General features: G+C 61.8%; 13 protein-coding genes, 1 tRNA gene and 1 pseudogene. 8 read left to right on the plus strand and 7 right to left on the minus strand.

The features are described from left to right. Window positions 1–25: 25 nt before the first annotated feature. The 4 genes and pseudogenes from VRB54_RS11460 to VRB54_RS24575 all read right to left on the minus strand — a co-directional run. Window positions 26–463 (minus strand): YqaA family protein, encoded by a 438-nt coding sequence (locus VRB54_RS11460; protein ID WP_338481094.1) that lies wholly within the window; start codon window positions 461–463, stop codon window positions 26–28. Window positions 464–502: 39 nt separating this feature from the next. Continuing rightward, window positions 503–952, minus strand: coding sequence for an SRPBCC family protein (locus VRB54_RS11465; RefSeq protein ID WP_338480958.1), 450 nt, complete (start codon window positions 950–952; stop codon window positions 503–505). An 84-nt stretch (window positions 953–1,036) separates the two neighbouring features. Beyond that, window positions 1,037–1,882: a methyl-accepting chemotaxis protein gene (locus VRB54_RS24570; RefSeq protein ID WP_422396103.1), complete on the minus strand. Its 846-nt coding sequence runs from the start codon at window positions 1,880–1,882 to the stop codon at window positions 1,037–1,039. Window positions 1,883–1,897: 15 nt separating this feature from the next. Further along, window positions 1,898–3,031 (minus strand): annotated as a pseudogene (locus tag VRB54_RS24575) (HAMP domain-containing protein); the annotation flags it as partial. 214 nt (window positions 3,032–3,245) lie between these two features. Here VRB54_RS24575 and VRB54_RS11475 point away from each other — a divergent pair. Continuing rightward, window positions 3,246–3,440 carry a hypothetical protein gene (locus VRB54_RS11475; RefSeq protein ID WP_057009804.1) on the plus strand — a complete coding sequence of 65 codons (195 nt, stop codon included), beginning with the start codon at window positions 3,246–3,248 and terminating at the stop codon, window positions 3,438–3,440. 6 nt (window positions 3,441–3,446) lie between these two features. Here VRB54_RS11475 and VRB54_RS11480 read toward each other — a convergent pair whose 3' ends face one another. Continuing rightward, entirely contained in the window at window positions 3,447–3,827 is a 381-nt protein-coding gene (locus VRB54_RS11480; RefSeq protein WP_338480960.1) for a fe2+ zn2+ uptake regulation protein, read from the minus strand. 236 nt (window positions 3,828–4,063) lie between these two features. Here VRB54_RS11480 and VRB54_RS11485 point away from each other — a divergent pair, with 236 nt between their 5' ends. After that, window positions 4,064–6,343 (plus strand): acylase, encoded by a 2,280-nt coding sequence (locus VRB54_RS11485; RefSeq protein ID WP_338480961.1) that lies wholly within the window; start codon window positions 4,064–4,066, stop codon window positions 6,341–6,343. Window positions 6,344–6,573: 230 nt separating this feature from the next. Continuing rightward, a tRNA-Cys gene (locus VRB54_RS11490) sits at window positions 6,574–6,647 on the plus strand. A 162-nt stretch (window positions 6,648–6,809) separates the two neighbouring features. Here the strand turns inward: VRB54_RS11490 and VRB54_RS11495 are convergent. Further along, a complete protein-coding gene (locus tag VRB54_RS11495) occupies window positions 6,810–7,067 on the minus strand; it encodes a DUF6124 family protein (RefSeq protein WP_338480962.1) in 258 nt (85 codons plus the stop codon). 484 nt (window positions 7,068–7,551) lie between these two features. Here VRB54_RS11495 and VRB54_RS11500 point away from each other — a divergent pair, with 484 nt between their 5' ends. The 5 genes from VRB54_RS11500 to xylB are packed head-to-tail and all read left to right on the plus strand — an operon-like array spanning window position 7,552 to window position 13,539. Further along, the gene (locus VRB54_RS11500; protein WP_338480963.1) at window positions 7,552–9,084 is read left to right on the plus strand and encodes a sugar ABC transporter ATP-binding protein; all 1,533 of its coding nucleotides are present in this window, start codon (window positions 7,552–7,554) and stop codon (window positions 9,082–9,084) included. Then, complete coding sequence (locus tag VRB54_RS11505; protein ID WP_338480965.1) at window positions 9,077–10,057, plus strand: ABC transporter permease subunit; 981 nt, start codon at window positions 9,077–9,079, stop codon at window positions 10,055–10,057. The genes VRB54_RS11500 and VRB54_RS11505 overlap by 8 nt, the downstream gene beginning before the upstream one ends. Window positions 10,058–10,091: 34 nt before the next feature. Beyond that, the gene (locus VRB54_RS11510) at window positions 10,092–11,024 is read left to right on the plus strand and encodes an ABC transporter substrate-binding protein (protein ID WP_338480966.1); all 933 of its coding nucleotides are present in this window, start codon (window positions 10,092–10,094) and stop codon (window positions 11,022–11,024) included. A gap of 21 nt (window positions 11,025–11,045) precedes the next feature. Beyond that, complete coding sequence (locus VRB54_RS11515; RefSeq protein ID WP_338481095.1) at window positions 11,046–12,038, plus strand: LacI family DNA-binding transcriptional regulator; 993 nt, start codon at window positions 11,046–11,048, stop codon at window positions 12,036–12,038. 16 nt (window positions 12,039–12,054) lie between these two features. After that, window positions 12,055–13,539, plus strand: a complete 1,485-nt coding sequence (xylB, locus tag VRB54_RS11520; protein WP_338480967.1) for a xylulokinase — start codon at window positions 12,055–12,057, stop codon at window positions 13,537–13,539. 263 nt (window positions 13,540–13,802) lie between these two features. Here the strand turns inward: xylB and VRB54_RS11525 are convergent, their stop codons facing one another. Continuing rightward, window positions 13,803–14,261 carry an REP-associated tyrosine transposase gene (locus VRB54_RS11525; protein ID WP_338480968.1) on the minus strand — a complete coding sequence of 153 codons (459 nt, stop codon included), beginning with the start codon at window positions 14,259–14,261 and terminating at the stop codon, window positions 13,803–13,805. Window positions 14,262–14,399: the final 138 nt, after the last annotated feature.

A 14,399-nucleotide genomic window follows, 5' to 3' on the forward strand; every position in this document is an offset into this window, starting at 1 on the left:
GTGTCCGGATGCTGTTTACAGTGGATTAAGCAGGAATTAATACCCAGTGCAGCGTCACGGCAGCGAGTACACCATACCGCAGGCTTTTGGCGAGGGTGACCAGCAGCAGGAATCGCCACAGCGGCTCGCGCATCACGCCGGCGACGAGGGTCAGCGGGTCGCCGATAATCGGTACCCAACTGAGCAGCAGCGTCCAATGTCCCCAGCGCTGATAATTGTTACGTGCTTTTTCCAACTGCCTGGCATTGACCGGAAACCAGCGCCGGTCCTTGAAATGGTCCACCCAACGGCCGAGCAGCCAATTGACCACTGAGCCCAGCACATTGCCCAGGGTGGCGACGAGCAGCAGCCACCCCAACGAGTAGTCCCCGCTGAGCAGCAGCCCAACCAGCACGGCTTCCGATTGCAGCGGCAACAGCGTGGCGGCGCCAAAGGCCGCGAGGAACAGGCCGAGGTAGCCGATCAAGTGCGAGGATTCATCGTGAGTTTCACCGTGGAGGGGTCAGGCATTCTCCAGCCGTTGCTTGAGCCGGTCCAGCGCAAGCGCCGACAGCTCGACCATGCGTGCATGCAAGGTGGCCAGTTGCAACTCGGTTTCGTAGGTGAGCACACGCTTGAACAGCGTGCCGTCGCGATAGGGTTGCAGGAAGTAGTGGATGGAGCCGTCGACCGCCACCGAAGTGAATGCGGCCTTGAATTCACCAGGAGGCTGGGCGATCTGCACGCGGTAGCTCAGGGGCACGCGCACGCCGAGCAGGTCGATCATTTCGCAAAAGCGTGCACCGGCGGCGAGGGAGCCACGGGTGCCAGTGTCAGCGCTGAGGGAGGTAGGGTGCCATTCGTGCCAGCGATCCGGCTGGGTCACATAGTCGTAGACGGCATCGATAGGGGCCTGGAGAAAGCGTTCCTGACTGATCCGCTCCAGACGGACCGAGCAATCGGCAGTGCGCATGGCACACCTCCTGTGTGGCGAAATCCTTGAGCTGTCAGAATAGTCCCACTCCCGCGCTGTGCACGGGAGTGTTTCATAAATTTATCACTGCACCTTGAAGCGCCCCATCAGGCTGATCACACGGCCATTGGCCTCCAGCAGGCTCTGGGTATTGGTTTCGGTGGCATGGCCGCTCTCTACCAGCTCCTCGACCATCTGTCGGATCTGCACCATGCTGCGGTTGATCTCCTCGGTTACCGCGCTCTGCTGTTCGGCGGCCGTGGCGATCTGGGTGCTGAGGTTGTTGATATGCGCCACCGAACCGGCCATCTCGTCCAACCCGGTATTCACCCGCGCCGTGGCATCCGCCGCCGACTGGCAGCTGGCCTGGGTGTTTTCCATGGCCGCCACTGACGAACTCACGCCGCTGGTCAATCGCGCGAGCATTTCATTGATTTGTGACGTGCTGGCCTGAGTGCGTGCGGCCAGCGCGCGGACTTCGTCGGCCACCACCGCAAAGCCACGGCCTTGCTCGCCCGCGCGCGCCGCTTCAATGGCCGCGTTGAGCGCCAGCAGGTTGGTCTGACCGGCGATGGCGCCGATCACACCGAGGGTTTCGGTGATGCGCGCCGCGTCCTGGCGCATGTTTTCCACGCTGTGGGTGGCGCTGGACACTTCACCGATCAAGGCGCTGACGCTGGTGGAGGCTTCGCCCACTACCACGCGGGAACGGTCGGCGTGTTCGTTGGCGCGCTGGGTGAAGGCCGCGGTTTCGGCGGCATTCTGTGCGACGGTGTCGGCGGTGGAGCTCATTTCGGTGATGGCGGTGACCGTCTGGTCCGTCTCGCTGGCATGGCGCACCAGGATCTGGTTGGTGTGGGCCGAGGTCCGCTGCAATTGCTCAAGGCCTGAAGACATGGCCACGGTGGCTTGGGTCACTTCGCCGATCATGTTTTGCAGGTAGACGATAAAGCGGTTCACCGAGTGGCCGATGGCGCCCATTTCGTCTTCGGCGCGGATGGTGATGCGCCGCGTGAGGTCGGCATCGCCAGCGGACAGCGCGTCGATGTTGGACGTCAGCGACTTCATGCGCTGCACCAGTTGGCGGATCGCGTAGGCGGCCAGCAGCACCAGCAGCAACACCATGGGGATTTGCAGCAGGGCCAGGCTGCCGAGCACGTCATCGCGTTGTGCGGTGATCAGCGAGGTGGGCAGGGCGGTCGCGAGGAACCACGGTGTGCCCTCGATCGGGCGCATATAGAAGGTGCTGGCCACGCCGCCGTTGTCGAACTCGCTGCGCTGCAGGCCTTGCTCCCGTTGGGTCAGTGCCTTGCTGACCTGGGCGGCAAACGCCGAGGTGCCGGTCAGTTCGCTGATGTTCTTGAGCACTACCGGGCTGCTGAAACGGGTGCTGTTGCTGATAATCTTGCCGTCGGCTTCGACGATCAGCATCTGCCCGCCGATGTCTTTTTCCTTGGCGGCCACCAGGTCGTTGAAGAACCCCAGGGTCACGTCGATGGTGGAAACGCCATAGGCGGCGCCATCACGCTGGATCGCCATGGCGCAGTTGGTGCGCGGCTCCTGGCTGGCGTCGTCCTTGTAGGCGGCGGCCCAGGCGCATTGGCCGGGCGGGGAGGCGAGGCCGCCCTTGTACCAGCTCTGATCGTAATAGTTGGGCGCAGGGTCGCTGTTCCAGAAGGTATTGACCGCCAGCTTGCCCGACGCATCGCGGTGCCAGAACGTACTGAATTTGTTGCGCCCCGGCGTGCGCTGGTTAGGCAACGGCCAGATGCCGCCGCCAAACACCTTCAGCTCGCCGTACTGGTCCACCAGGCCGGGCAGAACCTTGTCGATGGCATCGCTGTCGAGCAGGGGAATGGTCTGGGTGATGCTGCGTTGCTGGGCCTGGACCTTGTTCAGTTCGCCCTGGATACGCTCGGCCACTTGCGCGACACGGTTGAGCACCACCTGCTCCTCGGTATGGCGCAACGTGGGGGCGACCAACTGGCCGATACCGACCACCGTCAACACGATCAACACCAGAACGAACAGCAACAGAAACAGGGTATAGCGGGCTTGGATGGAGCGCAGTGGGGGCATGAGGTCGTCCTTACGAAGCGTTTATTGTCGACGCGGCTTTTTTGGAGCTTCGTAGGGGTATCGGCTTGGGCTGCAGGAGCTTTAGGTACGATGGTGCAAGAAAATTCGTACCTGCCCCTTAGCCCCTCAGCGTGTCAGTCAGACAAGCCAAAGTTTTTCAGCGCCTGTAATATCAGGCCCCGGTGCAACATTCTTAACGTTTCAGGAACCTGTCATGACCCAAAAGCAACGCTTGAAATACTCGATTCTGATCTCCCTGGTGGTACTGGGCTCGATGTTCGGCCTGTCCTACCTGCAGAACACGGGCGTGATCAGCGAAAAAACCTTTCAGTACATCGCTATTGCCATCGCGGTGGTCGTGGTGGTGATCAATGGCATCATGCGTCGCAAGGTCAAGCCCAACTTCTGAGTGAGGTCAGGCGCGGCCTTCAAGCACTTTCGCGGCCTCTTCATGGAGGCTGTAGCTCTTGTCGGCATTGAGGGTGATCACGCCCTCGCTGCACAGGCGCTTGAGCACTTCGCGCACGCTGAGAAACGACAGCGGGATGCCCAGCTCCAGCAGGTGGCCGTGCACCCCGCGCACGCCCAGGGTGCGCTGGTTGTCGGCGGCGGTGAGCAGGGCGTCGATGACCTTCAGCCGAATCAGGCTGGTACGCAGGCCAAAACATTTGAGCAAATGGCGAATACGCTGGTTGCCTTGCTGTTCGGGGGTCTTGCCGAACGCTTGGGTGCCGCTGCCGAACTTGGCATCGGCGGCCGATGAATGTCCATCCGTGGTCACTGGCGGGTTGTACATGCAAAAACTCCTTATCAGAGCCTGATCAGGAAAATGATGGCGCTCTTAGGTAATAAGACGAACGAGCGAGCAAAATCATGAAGTGGCGAATGTAGAAATTTTGTCGGTATCGGTTTTGTCACAAGGCAAACACACGGAATAAAGCGCTCTGGCGGCTAAATTGTGCACGGTCTTTTGCGTTCTTACGGTGGGGTGGTTACCCCGGTGAGGGTGTTCAATTTGACTGTGGAGTCTGCGTGATTATTACCAACGGGTTGTCCAGGGTGTGCATGGCGGGGCTGTTGCTGGGGGTGAGCCTGGCCGCATCGGCACGGGAGCAGGTGACGCAGGCGTCGGCCGATATCCGCCGCACCACCTACGGCGTGCCGCACATTCGCGCCACCGACGAGCGTGGCCTGGGCTTCGGTATCGGTTACGCCTACGCCCAGGACAATCTGTGCCTGCTGGCCAATGAAGTGGTCACGGTCAATGGTCAGCGCGCAAGGTTCTTCGGTCCCGATCAGGCGACCCTTGAAGAACGCAACAACCTGGCCAGCGATGTGTTCTTCACCTGGCTGAACACGCCGGAGACGGTCGCGGCGTTCTGGAAAGCCCAAAGCCCCCAGATCAAACAGCGTATCGAAGGCTATGTGGCCGGCTATAACCGTTATCTGAAAGAGCAGGGCGCGCCGGAGCAATGCCAGGGTGCCTGGGTGCGCCCGCTGGTAGCCGACGATTTGGTGAAGTTGACCCGCAGGCTGCTGGTGGAAGGCGGCGTTGGTCAATTCGCCGAAGCGCTGGTGGGTGCGACGCCACCCCAGGCCACCGCATCCGTACAGCCCGGCGCCAAGGCGTTTGCAACGGCAGCGGCCAATCAGCAGCGTTTCAGTCTGGACCGGGGCAGTAATGCCGTGGCCGTGGGCAGCGATCGCTCGTTCAACGGCCGTGGCATGCTGCTGGCCAACCCGCATTTTCCGTGGGTGGGCGGCATGCGTTTCTATGAGATGCACCTGACCATCCCCGGCCAGTTGGACGTAATGGGCGCCGCACTGCCGGGCCTGCCGGTGGTGAATATCGGTTTCAACCAGCACGTGGCGTGGACGCACACGGTGGACACGTCCAAACATTTCACCCTGTACCGGCTCACGCTCGACCCCAAGGACGCCACGCGCTACCTGCTGGACGGCAAATCCGTGCCCCTGGCGAAAACGTCGGTCACCGTGCAGGCCAAGCAGCCGGACGGCAGCCTCAAGGCGGTGAACCACACCGTTTACAGTTCGCAGTTCGGCCCAGTGGTGCAGTGGCCCGGCAAGCTCGATTGGGACGCCAGGTACGCCTTCAGCCTGCGCGACGCCAATCTGGATAACGACCGCGTGCTGCAACAGTGGTACGCCATGAACCGCGCCGACAGCCTCAAGGCCCTGCAAACCTCGGTGCACACCCTGCAAGGCATTCCGTGGGTGAACACGGTCGCCGCCGATGACCAGGGCCAGAGCCTGTACATGAACCTGTCGGTGGTGCCCAACGTCAGCGCCGCCAAACTGACGCAATGCAGCGACCCCCGCGCCGGCCTGCAAATGATCGTGCTCGACGGCGCCCACAGCGCCTGCGCCTGGGACATCGACCCGCGCGCGGCGCAGGCGGGCATTTTCCCGGCAGACCAGTTGCCGCAGTTGCAACGCACCGACTACGTGCAGCATTCCAATGATTCCGCGTGGATGGTCAACCCAAAAGCGCCATTGACCGGTTTCTCCCCGGTGATCAGTCAGGACTCCATCGGCCTCGGCCCGCGTGCGCGCTTTGCCCTCGAGCGCCTGCACGCCCTCGAGAAACACCCCATCAGCGTCGCCGACCTGCAAAGCCTGGTGATGGACAACGAGGTGTACCTGGCGGGCCAGGTCATGCCCGACCTGCTCGCGTTTTGCGCCAAACAGCTGGGCAGCGACGCCGACGCACTGCAGCCACTGTGCAGCAGCCTCAAAAACTGGGACCAGCACGCCAACCTCGACAGCGGCCTGGGCCTGTTGTACTTCATCAACCTGATGGAACACCTGCAACAAACCCCAGACGCCTGGCGCGTCGCCTTCGACCCCGCCAACCCCCTCACCACCCCGCGCGGCCTCGCCATCGACCGCGCGCCGGTGGCCAACGCCCTGCGCGAAGCCATGCTGGCCTCGACCGCAGCCGTCGGCAAACTCGGCGCAGCCCATTGGGGCGACGTGCAGGTCTCCGGCCAAACCCCGATGCACGGCGGCCCGCAGGAACTCGGCATCTACAACGCCATGCAAACCGTGCCCCGCGCCGACGGCAAGCGCGAAGTCGTCAGCGGCACCAGCTACCTGCAAATCGTCACCTTCGACGACAAAGGCCCGCAAGCGCTCGGCGTGCTCGCGTTCTCGGAATCCAGCAATCCCGACTCGAAATACTCAAAGGACCAGACCCAGGCATTCTCCGAGAAAAAGCTGCGCCCACTGCCGTTCACCGACGCCCAGATCCACGCCGACCCGCAGTACCAGACCCAGCACATAAAGGAGTAGGCCAGGCGCGCAACCCCTTGATGCGATGCGAAATATTTTCCAAATCAAGGGGTTGCAGGCATAGGTAAATCGGTACATAATGGCGCCCATCGAACGCAACGAGGCGTTAAAAACCTCAATGTATTCAATAGGTTATAGTGAGTTATAGTTGTTCGAGTAGAGGCAGGCCCTTACAGCCCACTCAAGTTTTTATGCGGTGAATGTCGGTGGTAAAGGCATTGATCGTTTGAGGCCGAGTAGCAAAATGGTTATGCAGCGGATTGCAAATCCGCCTACGCCGGTTCGATTCCGACCTCGGCCTCCACTCTTAAAGCCCCGCAGCCATTAGGTTGCGGGGCTTTTTTGTGCATGCAGGGTTTGTTGGGCAGAGTAACTGGGACACTGAGATAACTTGCGTATCCTACGAGACCGGCAGCAAAGCGCGCTACATAGGGAATATCAAACCCTACCGATTGCGTACTAATTATCAGGTACTCACAGAACTGGATTTTTCCAAAGCTACATTCACAAGAAGCAATGAATTTTCAATCAACTGCGCCAATCCAAACGTTTGAAGACGCTGCGATCCGCTGGATGCGAACGCTTGTTCATTGGCCATAGCGGACGCTGAGGCCAGAATCTCGCTTGCATTCACTAAAGCTTCTTCAGAACTTAAATCTGGCCTTACTTTGAAAATGCTATTGAGCAAGTCGCTATCTGTTGAGTTTTTATCTGTAGAAAACATTCTCTATACCCTCGGAATTCAAGACCCCACCACCGCCGTTGCGACACGGTTGGGTGGTGGACCGTGCGAGGGTCGCAAACCGGTGTCCGAGGGTACCGGCCGGGCAAAAGCCCGCCTCACACGGTCCACCATAGATGCGGTAAGCAGACGCAAAAAAAGCGCCTGCTACTGAGCTATAGCGCTACCGCGCCTCAGACTACTTCAGGTTGCGACACCCGGCCACAGGATTTACTGCGACGCGGAACTCTAGCCAAGTTGGTTCCTATGGCTCAACCCCCGCAGTTCGTGGGAAACGTCCGAAGCATGAGCGCTGCGTAACCTGGGGTCTTCTCCAGTCTACTCACGCGCACAGTCGCCCCAACTCCACCTGATGAATCGTTTAACCCCCCGACAAAATGCACACGCAAGCGCTTGCGTAAGCAAATGTATCTGACTACAGTCGGCCTCACTCGATTACAAAAATAATAAATCCAGGAGCTCATCAATGAGCCTTGAACCCTTGCTTGAGATGCAGGGCATCAGCAAAACCTTCAACGGTTTGCGCGTGCTCAAAAGTGTCGGCCTGAAGGTCTTCCCCGGCGAAATCCACGCCTTGATGGGGGAGAACGGCGCCGGCAAATCCACCTTGATGAAGATCCTTTCCGGCGCTTACCAGGCCGATCCCGGCGGTGAAATCCGCATCGACGGCCAGCCCGTTCCCACCTTTACTCCCGCGACCGCTAAAGCCCTCGGCATTGCTGTGATCTACCAGGAACTGAGCCTGTGCCCGAACCTGAGCGTGGCCGAGAACATTTACCTGGGCCGTGAGCTGCGCCGGGGCTGGACCATCGACCGCAAAGGCATGCAGGCCGGCTGCGTCGAGGTGCTGCAGCGCCTGGGTGCCGAGTTCACGCCAGCCACGCCGGTCAGCAGCCTGTCGATTGCCGAGCGCCAGTTGGTGGAGATTGCCCGTGCGCTGCATGCCCACGCCAGAATCCTGGTGATGGACGAGCCGACCACGCCGTTATCGTCCCGCGAGACCGACCGCCTGTTTGCGTTGATCAAGCAACTGCGCAGCCAGGGCCTGGCGATCATCTATATCAGCCATCGCATGGCTGAAATCTACGAGCTGTCGGACCGCGTCTCGGTGCTGCGCGACGGCCAATACATCGGCGAGCTGACCCGTGACGCGCTGTCGGCCGAGGTGCTGGTGAAGATGATGGTGGGCCGTGATTTGTCCGGCTTCTACAAGAAGGAGCACGCTGCCTACAACCCCGGCAACGTGGTGATGCGCGTGCGTGACATGGCCGATGGCAAACGCGTACGCCATTGCAGTTTTGACCTGCACGCCGGTGAAGTACTGGGCATCGCCGGGCTGGTGGGGGCAGGGCGCACCGAGCTGGCGCGGTTGATCTTTGCTGCCGACCCGCGCACCAGCGGCACCCTGGAAGTGGTGGGCAAGACCGTCACCCAGTTGCGCAACCCGGCGGACGCGATTAGCGCAGGCGTGGTCTACCTCACCGAGGATCGCAAGGCCCAAGGCCTGTTCCTCGACATGAGCGTGGCCGACAACATCAACGTGTGCGCCTGCGTGCCGGATGCCCACGCCGGCGGCGTGCTCGACCGCACTCACGCCGCGCAACGCTCGAATGACGCGATCAAGTCGCTGTCGATTCGCGTGGCGTCGGGCAAGGTCAGCGTGGGCTCGCTGTCCGGCGGCAACCAGCAAAAGGTGCTGCTGGCACGGCTGCTGGAGGTCAAGCCCCATGTGCTGATCCTCGACGAGCCTACCCGTGGCGTGGACATCGGCTCCAAGTCCGAGATCTACCGCATCATCAATCAACTGGCCCAGGCCGGCGTTGGCATCGTGGTCATTTCCAGCGAACTGCCGGAAATCATCGGCACCTGCGACCGCGTGCTGATCATGCGCGAAGGCCAGTTGGTGGCCGAAGTCGGCGGGGCCTCCGGCCACGCCATCTCCCAGGAACGTATTATTGACCTCGCCACCGGTGGCGATCAGGTGGTGGCCCATGGCTGAAGTGAATGGAGCGACAACGACAGGCAAGGCAGAACGGGTTCGCGAGCTGATGCGCACCGTCGGCATGTTGCCGGTGCTGGTCCTGCTGTTGGTGGGCTTTGCCCTGGCCAGCGAAAACTTTCTGACCCTGCAGAACCTCTCGATCATCACCCAGCAGGCTTCGGTCAACGTGGTGCTGGCGGCGGGCATGACCTTTGTGATCCTCACGGCGGGCATTGACCTGTCGGTGGGCGCGATCCTCGCAGCGTCCGCCGTGGTGGCGTTGCAGGCGTCAATGTCGCCGCAGTTCGGCATGTTCGGCATCGCGGCAGGCGTAGGCTTTGGCCTGTTGCTGGGTCTGGTCAACGGTGGGTTGATCGCCTTCATGCGCCTGCCGCCGTTTATCGTCACCCTCGGCGCGCTCACCGCCATGCGTGGCCTGGCGCGCCTGCTGGCAGATGACAAGACGGTGTTCAACCCCGACCTGCCGTTCGCCTTTATCGGCAACGATTCGATCCTCGGCGTGCCCTGGCTGGTGGTGATTGCCGTCGCGGTGGTCGCGCTGTCGTGGTTCATCCTGCGCCGTACGGTGATGGGCGTGCAGATCTATTCGGTGGGCGGCAACCCGGAAGCGGCGCGGCTGTCGGGGATCAAGGTGTGGAAGGTGCTGCTGTTCGTCTACGCCATGTCCGGCGCGCTGGCCGGGCTCGGCGCGGTGATGAGCGCCTCGCGCCTGTTTGCCGCCAACGGCCTGCAACTGGGGCAATCCTATGAACTGGACGCGATTGCGGCGGTGATCCTCGGCGGCACCAGTTTTACCGGCGGCGTCGGCACCATCGGCGGCACCCTGATTGGCGCGCTGATCATCGCTGTGTTGACCAACGGTTTGGTATTGCTGGGCGTCTCGGATATCTGGCAGTACATCATCAAGGGCATCGTGATCATCGGCGCGGTCGCGCTGGACCGTTATCGCCAATCCGGTGCGCGCACCTGAGTTTCCTCACACAACAATCACAAGAGAGACCCGTATGAACCTCAAACGCCTGTTTCCCGTTATGGCCCTGGCTGCCCTGATGTCCCAAGCCGTCGAAGCCCGTGAGCTCAAAGCACTCGGCATCAGCATGGGCTCGCTGGGCAACCCGTATTTCGTGACCCTGGCCGATGGCGCCACCGCGCGGGCCAAGGAGCTCAACCCCAACGTCAAGGTCACCTCGGTGTCGGCTGACTATGACCTGAGCAAGCAGTTTTCGCAGATCGACAATTTCATTTCGTCCAAGGTCGACCTGATCCTGATCAACGCCGTCGACCCGTCCGCCATGGCCTCGGCGATCAAGAAAGCGCGTGACGCCGGGATCGTCGTGGTGGCAGTGGACGTGGACGCCAAGGGCGTTAACGCCACGGTGCAGACCGATAACGTCGAAGCCGGCAAGCTGGCCTGCCAGTTCCTGGTGGACAAGCTCGGCGGCAAGGGCAACGTGATCATCCAGAACGGTCCGCAGGTCACCGCCGTGACCGACCGCGTCAAAGGCTGCAAAGCCGCGCTGGCCGGCGCGCCGGACATGAAAGTGCTGTCCGACGACCAGGACGGCAAGGGCTCGCGTGAAGGCGGGTTGAACGTGATGCAGGGCTACCTCACGCGCTTCCCGAAAATCGACGGCCTGTTCGCGATCAATGACCCGCAAGCCATCGGCAGTGACCTGGCGGCCAAACAGCTCAAGCGCAGCGGCATCATCATCACCTCGGTGGACGGCGCGCCGGATATCGAGAACGCCCTGAAAACCGACACCCAGATCCAGGCGTCCGCCAGCCAGGACCCGTGGGCCATGGCGCAGACCGCTGTGAACGTGGGCAATGACCTGCTCAACGACAAGGCCCCGGCCGAAGCGGTCACCCAGCTCACGCCCAAGCTGATCACCCGTGACAATGTCGGCAGCTACAGCGGCTGGTCGAGCAAACGTTGATTGGTTGAGGGGAACCGCGCCGTGGTCACCATGGATGACGTCGCAAGCAGGGCGGGCGTGTCGACCTCGACGGTGTCCCATGTGCTCAACGGCACCCGCAAGGTCAGCCCGGCCACGGTGCTGGCGGTGCAGCAGGCAATCCAGGCGTTGGGGTACATCCCCAATACCCTGGCGCGTTCGCTCGCGCGGTCAAGCACCAGCACCATCGGCGTGGCGATTTCGGCGCTGTCCAACCATTACTTCAGCGAAACGGTGCACGCGATTGAAACCGAGTGCGCCAAGCATGGCTTCATGATGCTGTTCGTCGACACCCACGATGACCCGGAGCAGGAGCTGCGGGTGATCACGGCGCTGCACCATCGGCGGGTCGACGGCATTGTGCTGGCGCCGTCGAACGGCTCGATGGCCCTGGAATACCTGCGCGCCAACCGGATTCCGGCGGTGCTGGTGGACCGCATGATGAGCGCGCAGTTTGACCAGATCGGCGTGGAGAACACCCAGGCCACCCAGGATCTGATTGCCCATCTGATCGAACACGGCCACCGTCGCATCGGTTTTATCGCCGGGCGTCCGGGCTTCAGCACCACCGATGAACGTGTCGAAGGCTACAAGGCGGCATTGCAGGCGGCCGGCTTGCCATTTGATCCGCAATTGCTGGTCAATGGCGGCTCGAATACCGAGCCGGCACGACTGGCGACCGTGCAACTGCTGGCTCTTGACTCACCACCCACGGCCATCATGGCCGGCAATAACCTGATGACCCTGGGCGCCATGCATGCCCTGCGTGACGCCGGGCTGGAAGTGCCGACGCAGATGGCGCTGGTGGGGTTCGATGATTTTGACTGGGCGGATTTTTTCGTGCCGCGCCTGACGTTGATCGCCCAGCCCGTGCAGGCGCTGGGCACGCGCGCGGTCAACCTGTTGCTGCAACGCATGGCCACGCCAGGCGCGCCGGCGCAAAGCGTGCGCCTGACGCCGAGCCTGCAGGTGCGCAATTCATGTGGCTGTCATTGATTGGAATCACACGCGTATGAGCAGTCCTGTTTCTCTCGGTATTGACCTGGGTACATCGGAACTCAAAGCCATCCTCATGGATGCATTGGGCAACGTGCTGGCTCAAACAGGTGTGCGCTTGAGCGTGTCACGCCGTCATAGCGGCTGGTCCGAGCAGGCTCCCGAGGATTGGTGGCAGGCCTGTTTGCAGGCTCTGGGCACCTTGCGCACCCAGGAGGCTTTCAGCCGCGTGGCCTGCATCGGCCTGTCGGGGCAGATGCACGGTGCGGTATTGCTCGGGGACGATAACCGCGTGTTGTACCCGGCGATTCTGTGGGACGACTCACGCGCCGTGGCCGAGGCCGAGCAACTGGGCGCAGGCTTTGCCAGCATCACCGGCAGCCTGCCGATGGCCGGGCTTACCGCGCCCAAACTGCTGTGGCTGCAACGGCACGAACCCGAGGTGTTCAAGGCGATTGATTGCGTGTTGTCGCCCAAGGATTACCTGCGCTTGCGCATGTGTGGCGAGCGCATCAGCGAGATGTCGGACGCCGCCGGCACCCTGTGGCTGGACGTGGCGCAGCGCGAATGGTTCAGCCCCATGCTGCACGCCACGTGCCTTGAGCCTGGGCAAATGCCGAGGCTGGTGGAGGGTGGCGCGGCGAGTGCTCTATTGACGGCGCAAGGGCTGGGCTTGTCCGCCGGCGTGGTGATCGCCGGCGGCGGTGGCGACAATCCTGTCGCGGCAGTGGGCATCGGTGCGATCAACGCCGGTGACGGCTTCATCACCCTGGGCACCAGCGCGGCGATCGTCGCCATCACCGACCGCGCCGCCGGCAACCCGGCCAGCGCCGTGCACAGCTTTTGCCATGCGCTGCCCGAGCGCTGGTACACCATGGGCGCCATGCTCGCGGGGGCCAGTTGTTTGCGCTGGGTCACACGGCTCACGGGCACTGCGGATGAGCAGACGCTGCTGGATCTGGTGCAGACGCAGCTGCCCATTTCAGAAAGCGTGCCGCTGAGCACACCGTTATTCCTGCCGTATCTCGCCGGCGAACGCACACCCCATAACGACCCACTGCTGCGCGGTGGTTTCATGGGCCTGGGGCATGACTGCACGCCTGCCATGCTTGGCTACGCGGTGATGGAAGGCGTGGGCTTCGGCCTGCTCGACGCCTGGCGCGCCGTGCAATCGAGCGGTGCCGAGGTCAGCGCCTTTGCCCTGGTCGGCGGCGGCGCCCGCAGCGAATATTGGGCGCAGTTGCTGGCCAACATCCTCCAGCGCGAAGTGTTCACCCTGCACGGCAGCGAACTGAGCGCCTGCATCGGCGCAGCGAAGCTGGGGTTCCTCGCGATGGGGCAGGGCGCTGATTTGCTGGCGGCGGGAATGCCGGTCAAGGCGCGCTACTTACCTGACCCGGCACAGCAACCGCTGCTTGAAGCGCGCTATGTCAAGTTTCAGGGGCTGCTGGCCGCAGCGAAATCTGTCGCAAGCGGGCCTCCTGTGATGAGTGGGCTGTGATGAGTGGGCTTCTGTGGTGAGCAGGTTTTTTGTGGTGAGAGGTCTTCCTGTGGCGAGCGGGCTTGCCCCGCGTTGGGCTGCGCAGCAGCCCTAAACCCGAACATCGCGATCTGTCAGGCAGACCGCGGTGTTTTTATTGGGGCTGCTGCGCAGCCCAACGCGGGGCAAGCCCGCTCGCCACAGAAGCCAGTTCACCACAAGGAACCCGTTCATCACAGGAAGCCCGCTAGGCACAAAAAAATCTTCGGCCACAATCCCATGTGTCACAACCAGGCAGCATCCCATAACGAATAATCGCCAATATGCTCAACCAGGCCCGCCCGTAAGGGGTTGGCAATGATGTAGCGCGCCATTTTGCGGATATCTTCCTCGGCTCTTACTGCTCTATCGTGGTAACCACGTTGCCAGAACCGTTCCCGGCTGCAGCGGGCCCGATTAATGCTCAAGGTGCTGCGAGACTTCGTCGCTCGCATCACCTCGGCGAGCGTTGAGTGGTTGAGGTTGAACAGCCAGTGAAAGTGATCCGGCATGACCACCCACGCCAACGAATTAACGCAGCCCGTTTCATGGGCTCTTTTGAATTCGGTAACCAATAACCGGCCCAACCGAAAGTCCCGAAACAGAGGCAGGCGCTGATGCACCACTGCGGTGACAAGATAAGCACGTCCGGATTCCGAGTAGCGACCGCGACGCAACAGGTGTGAGTTTGGTTGAAGAGACAATCCGTTGCTCCTTGCATGGATAAGAAACCTCCACGCTAGCAGCGCATTCGAAGCGGCGACGTTGACTACTGTGTGCCTGTATTTCAACCAACACCCAAACCCTTATGGTGAGAGGGCTTCCCGTGGTGAGCAGGATTG

The organism is Pseudomonas trivialis, assembly GCF_036864995.1.
Lineage (GTDB): Bacteria > Pseudomonadota > Gammaproteobacteria > Pseudomonadales > Pseudomonadaceae > Aquipseudomonas > Aquipseudomonas trivialis.

Excerpts from the sequence above, each read along its gene's own strand:
- VRB54_RS11480 (WP_338480960.1), bottom strand. The coding sequence starts at position 3,827 with ATGTACAACCCGCCAGTGACCACGGATGGACATTCATCGGCCGCCGAT.
- VRB54_RS24570 (WP_422396103.1), bottom strand. The coding sequence starts at position 1,882 with ATGATCGGCGAAGTGACCCAAGCCACCGTGGCCATGTCTTCAGGCCTT.
- VRB54_RS11465 (WP_338480958.1), bottom strand. The coding sequence starts at position 952 with ATGCGCACTGCCGATTGCTCGGTCCGTCTGGAGCGGATCAGTCAGGAA.
- VRB54_RS11500 (WP_338480963.1), top strand. The coding sequence starts at position 7,552 with ATGAGCCTTGAACCCTTGCTTGAGATGCAGGGCATCAGCAAAACCTTC.
- xylB (WP_338480967.1), top strand. The coding sequence starts at position 12,055 with ATGAGCAGTCCTGTTTCTCTCGGTATTGACCTGGGTACATCGGAACTC.
- VRB54_RS11510 (WP_338480966.1), top strand. The coding sequence starts at position 10,092 with ATGAACCTCAAACGCCTGTTTCCCGTTATGGCCCTGGCTGCCCTGATG.
- VRB54_RS11505 (WP_338480965.1), top strand. The coding sequence starts at position 9,077 with ATGGCTGAAGTGAATGGAGCGACAACGACAGGCAAGGCAGAACGGGTT.
- VRB54_RS11475 (WP_057009804.1), top strand. The coding sequence starts at position 3,246 with ATGACCCAAAAGCAACGCTTGAAATACTCGATTCTGATCTCCCTGGTG.
- VRB54_RS11495 (WP_338480962.1), bottom strand. The coding sequence starts at position 7,067 with ATGTTTTCTACAGATAAAAACTCAACAGATAGCGACTTGCTCAATAGC.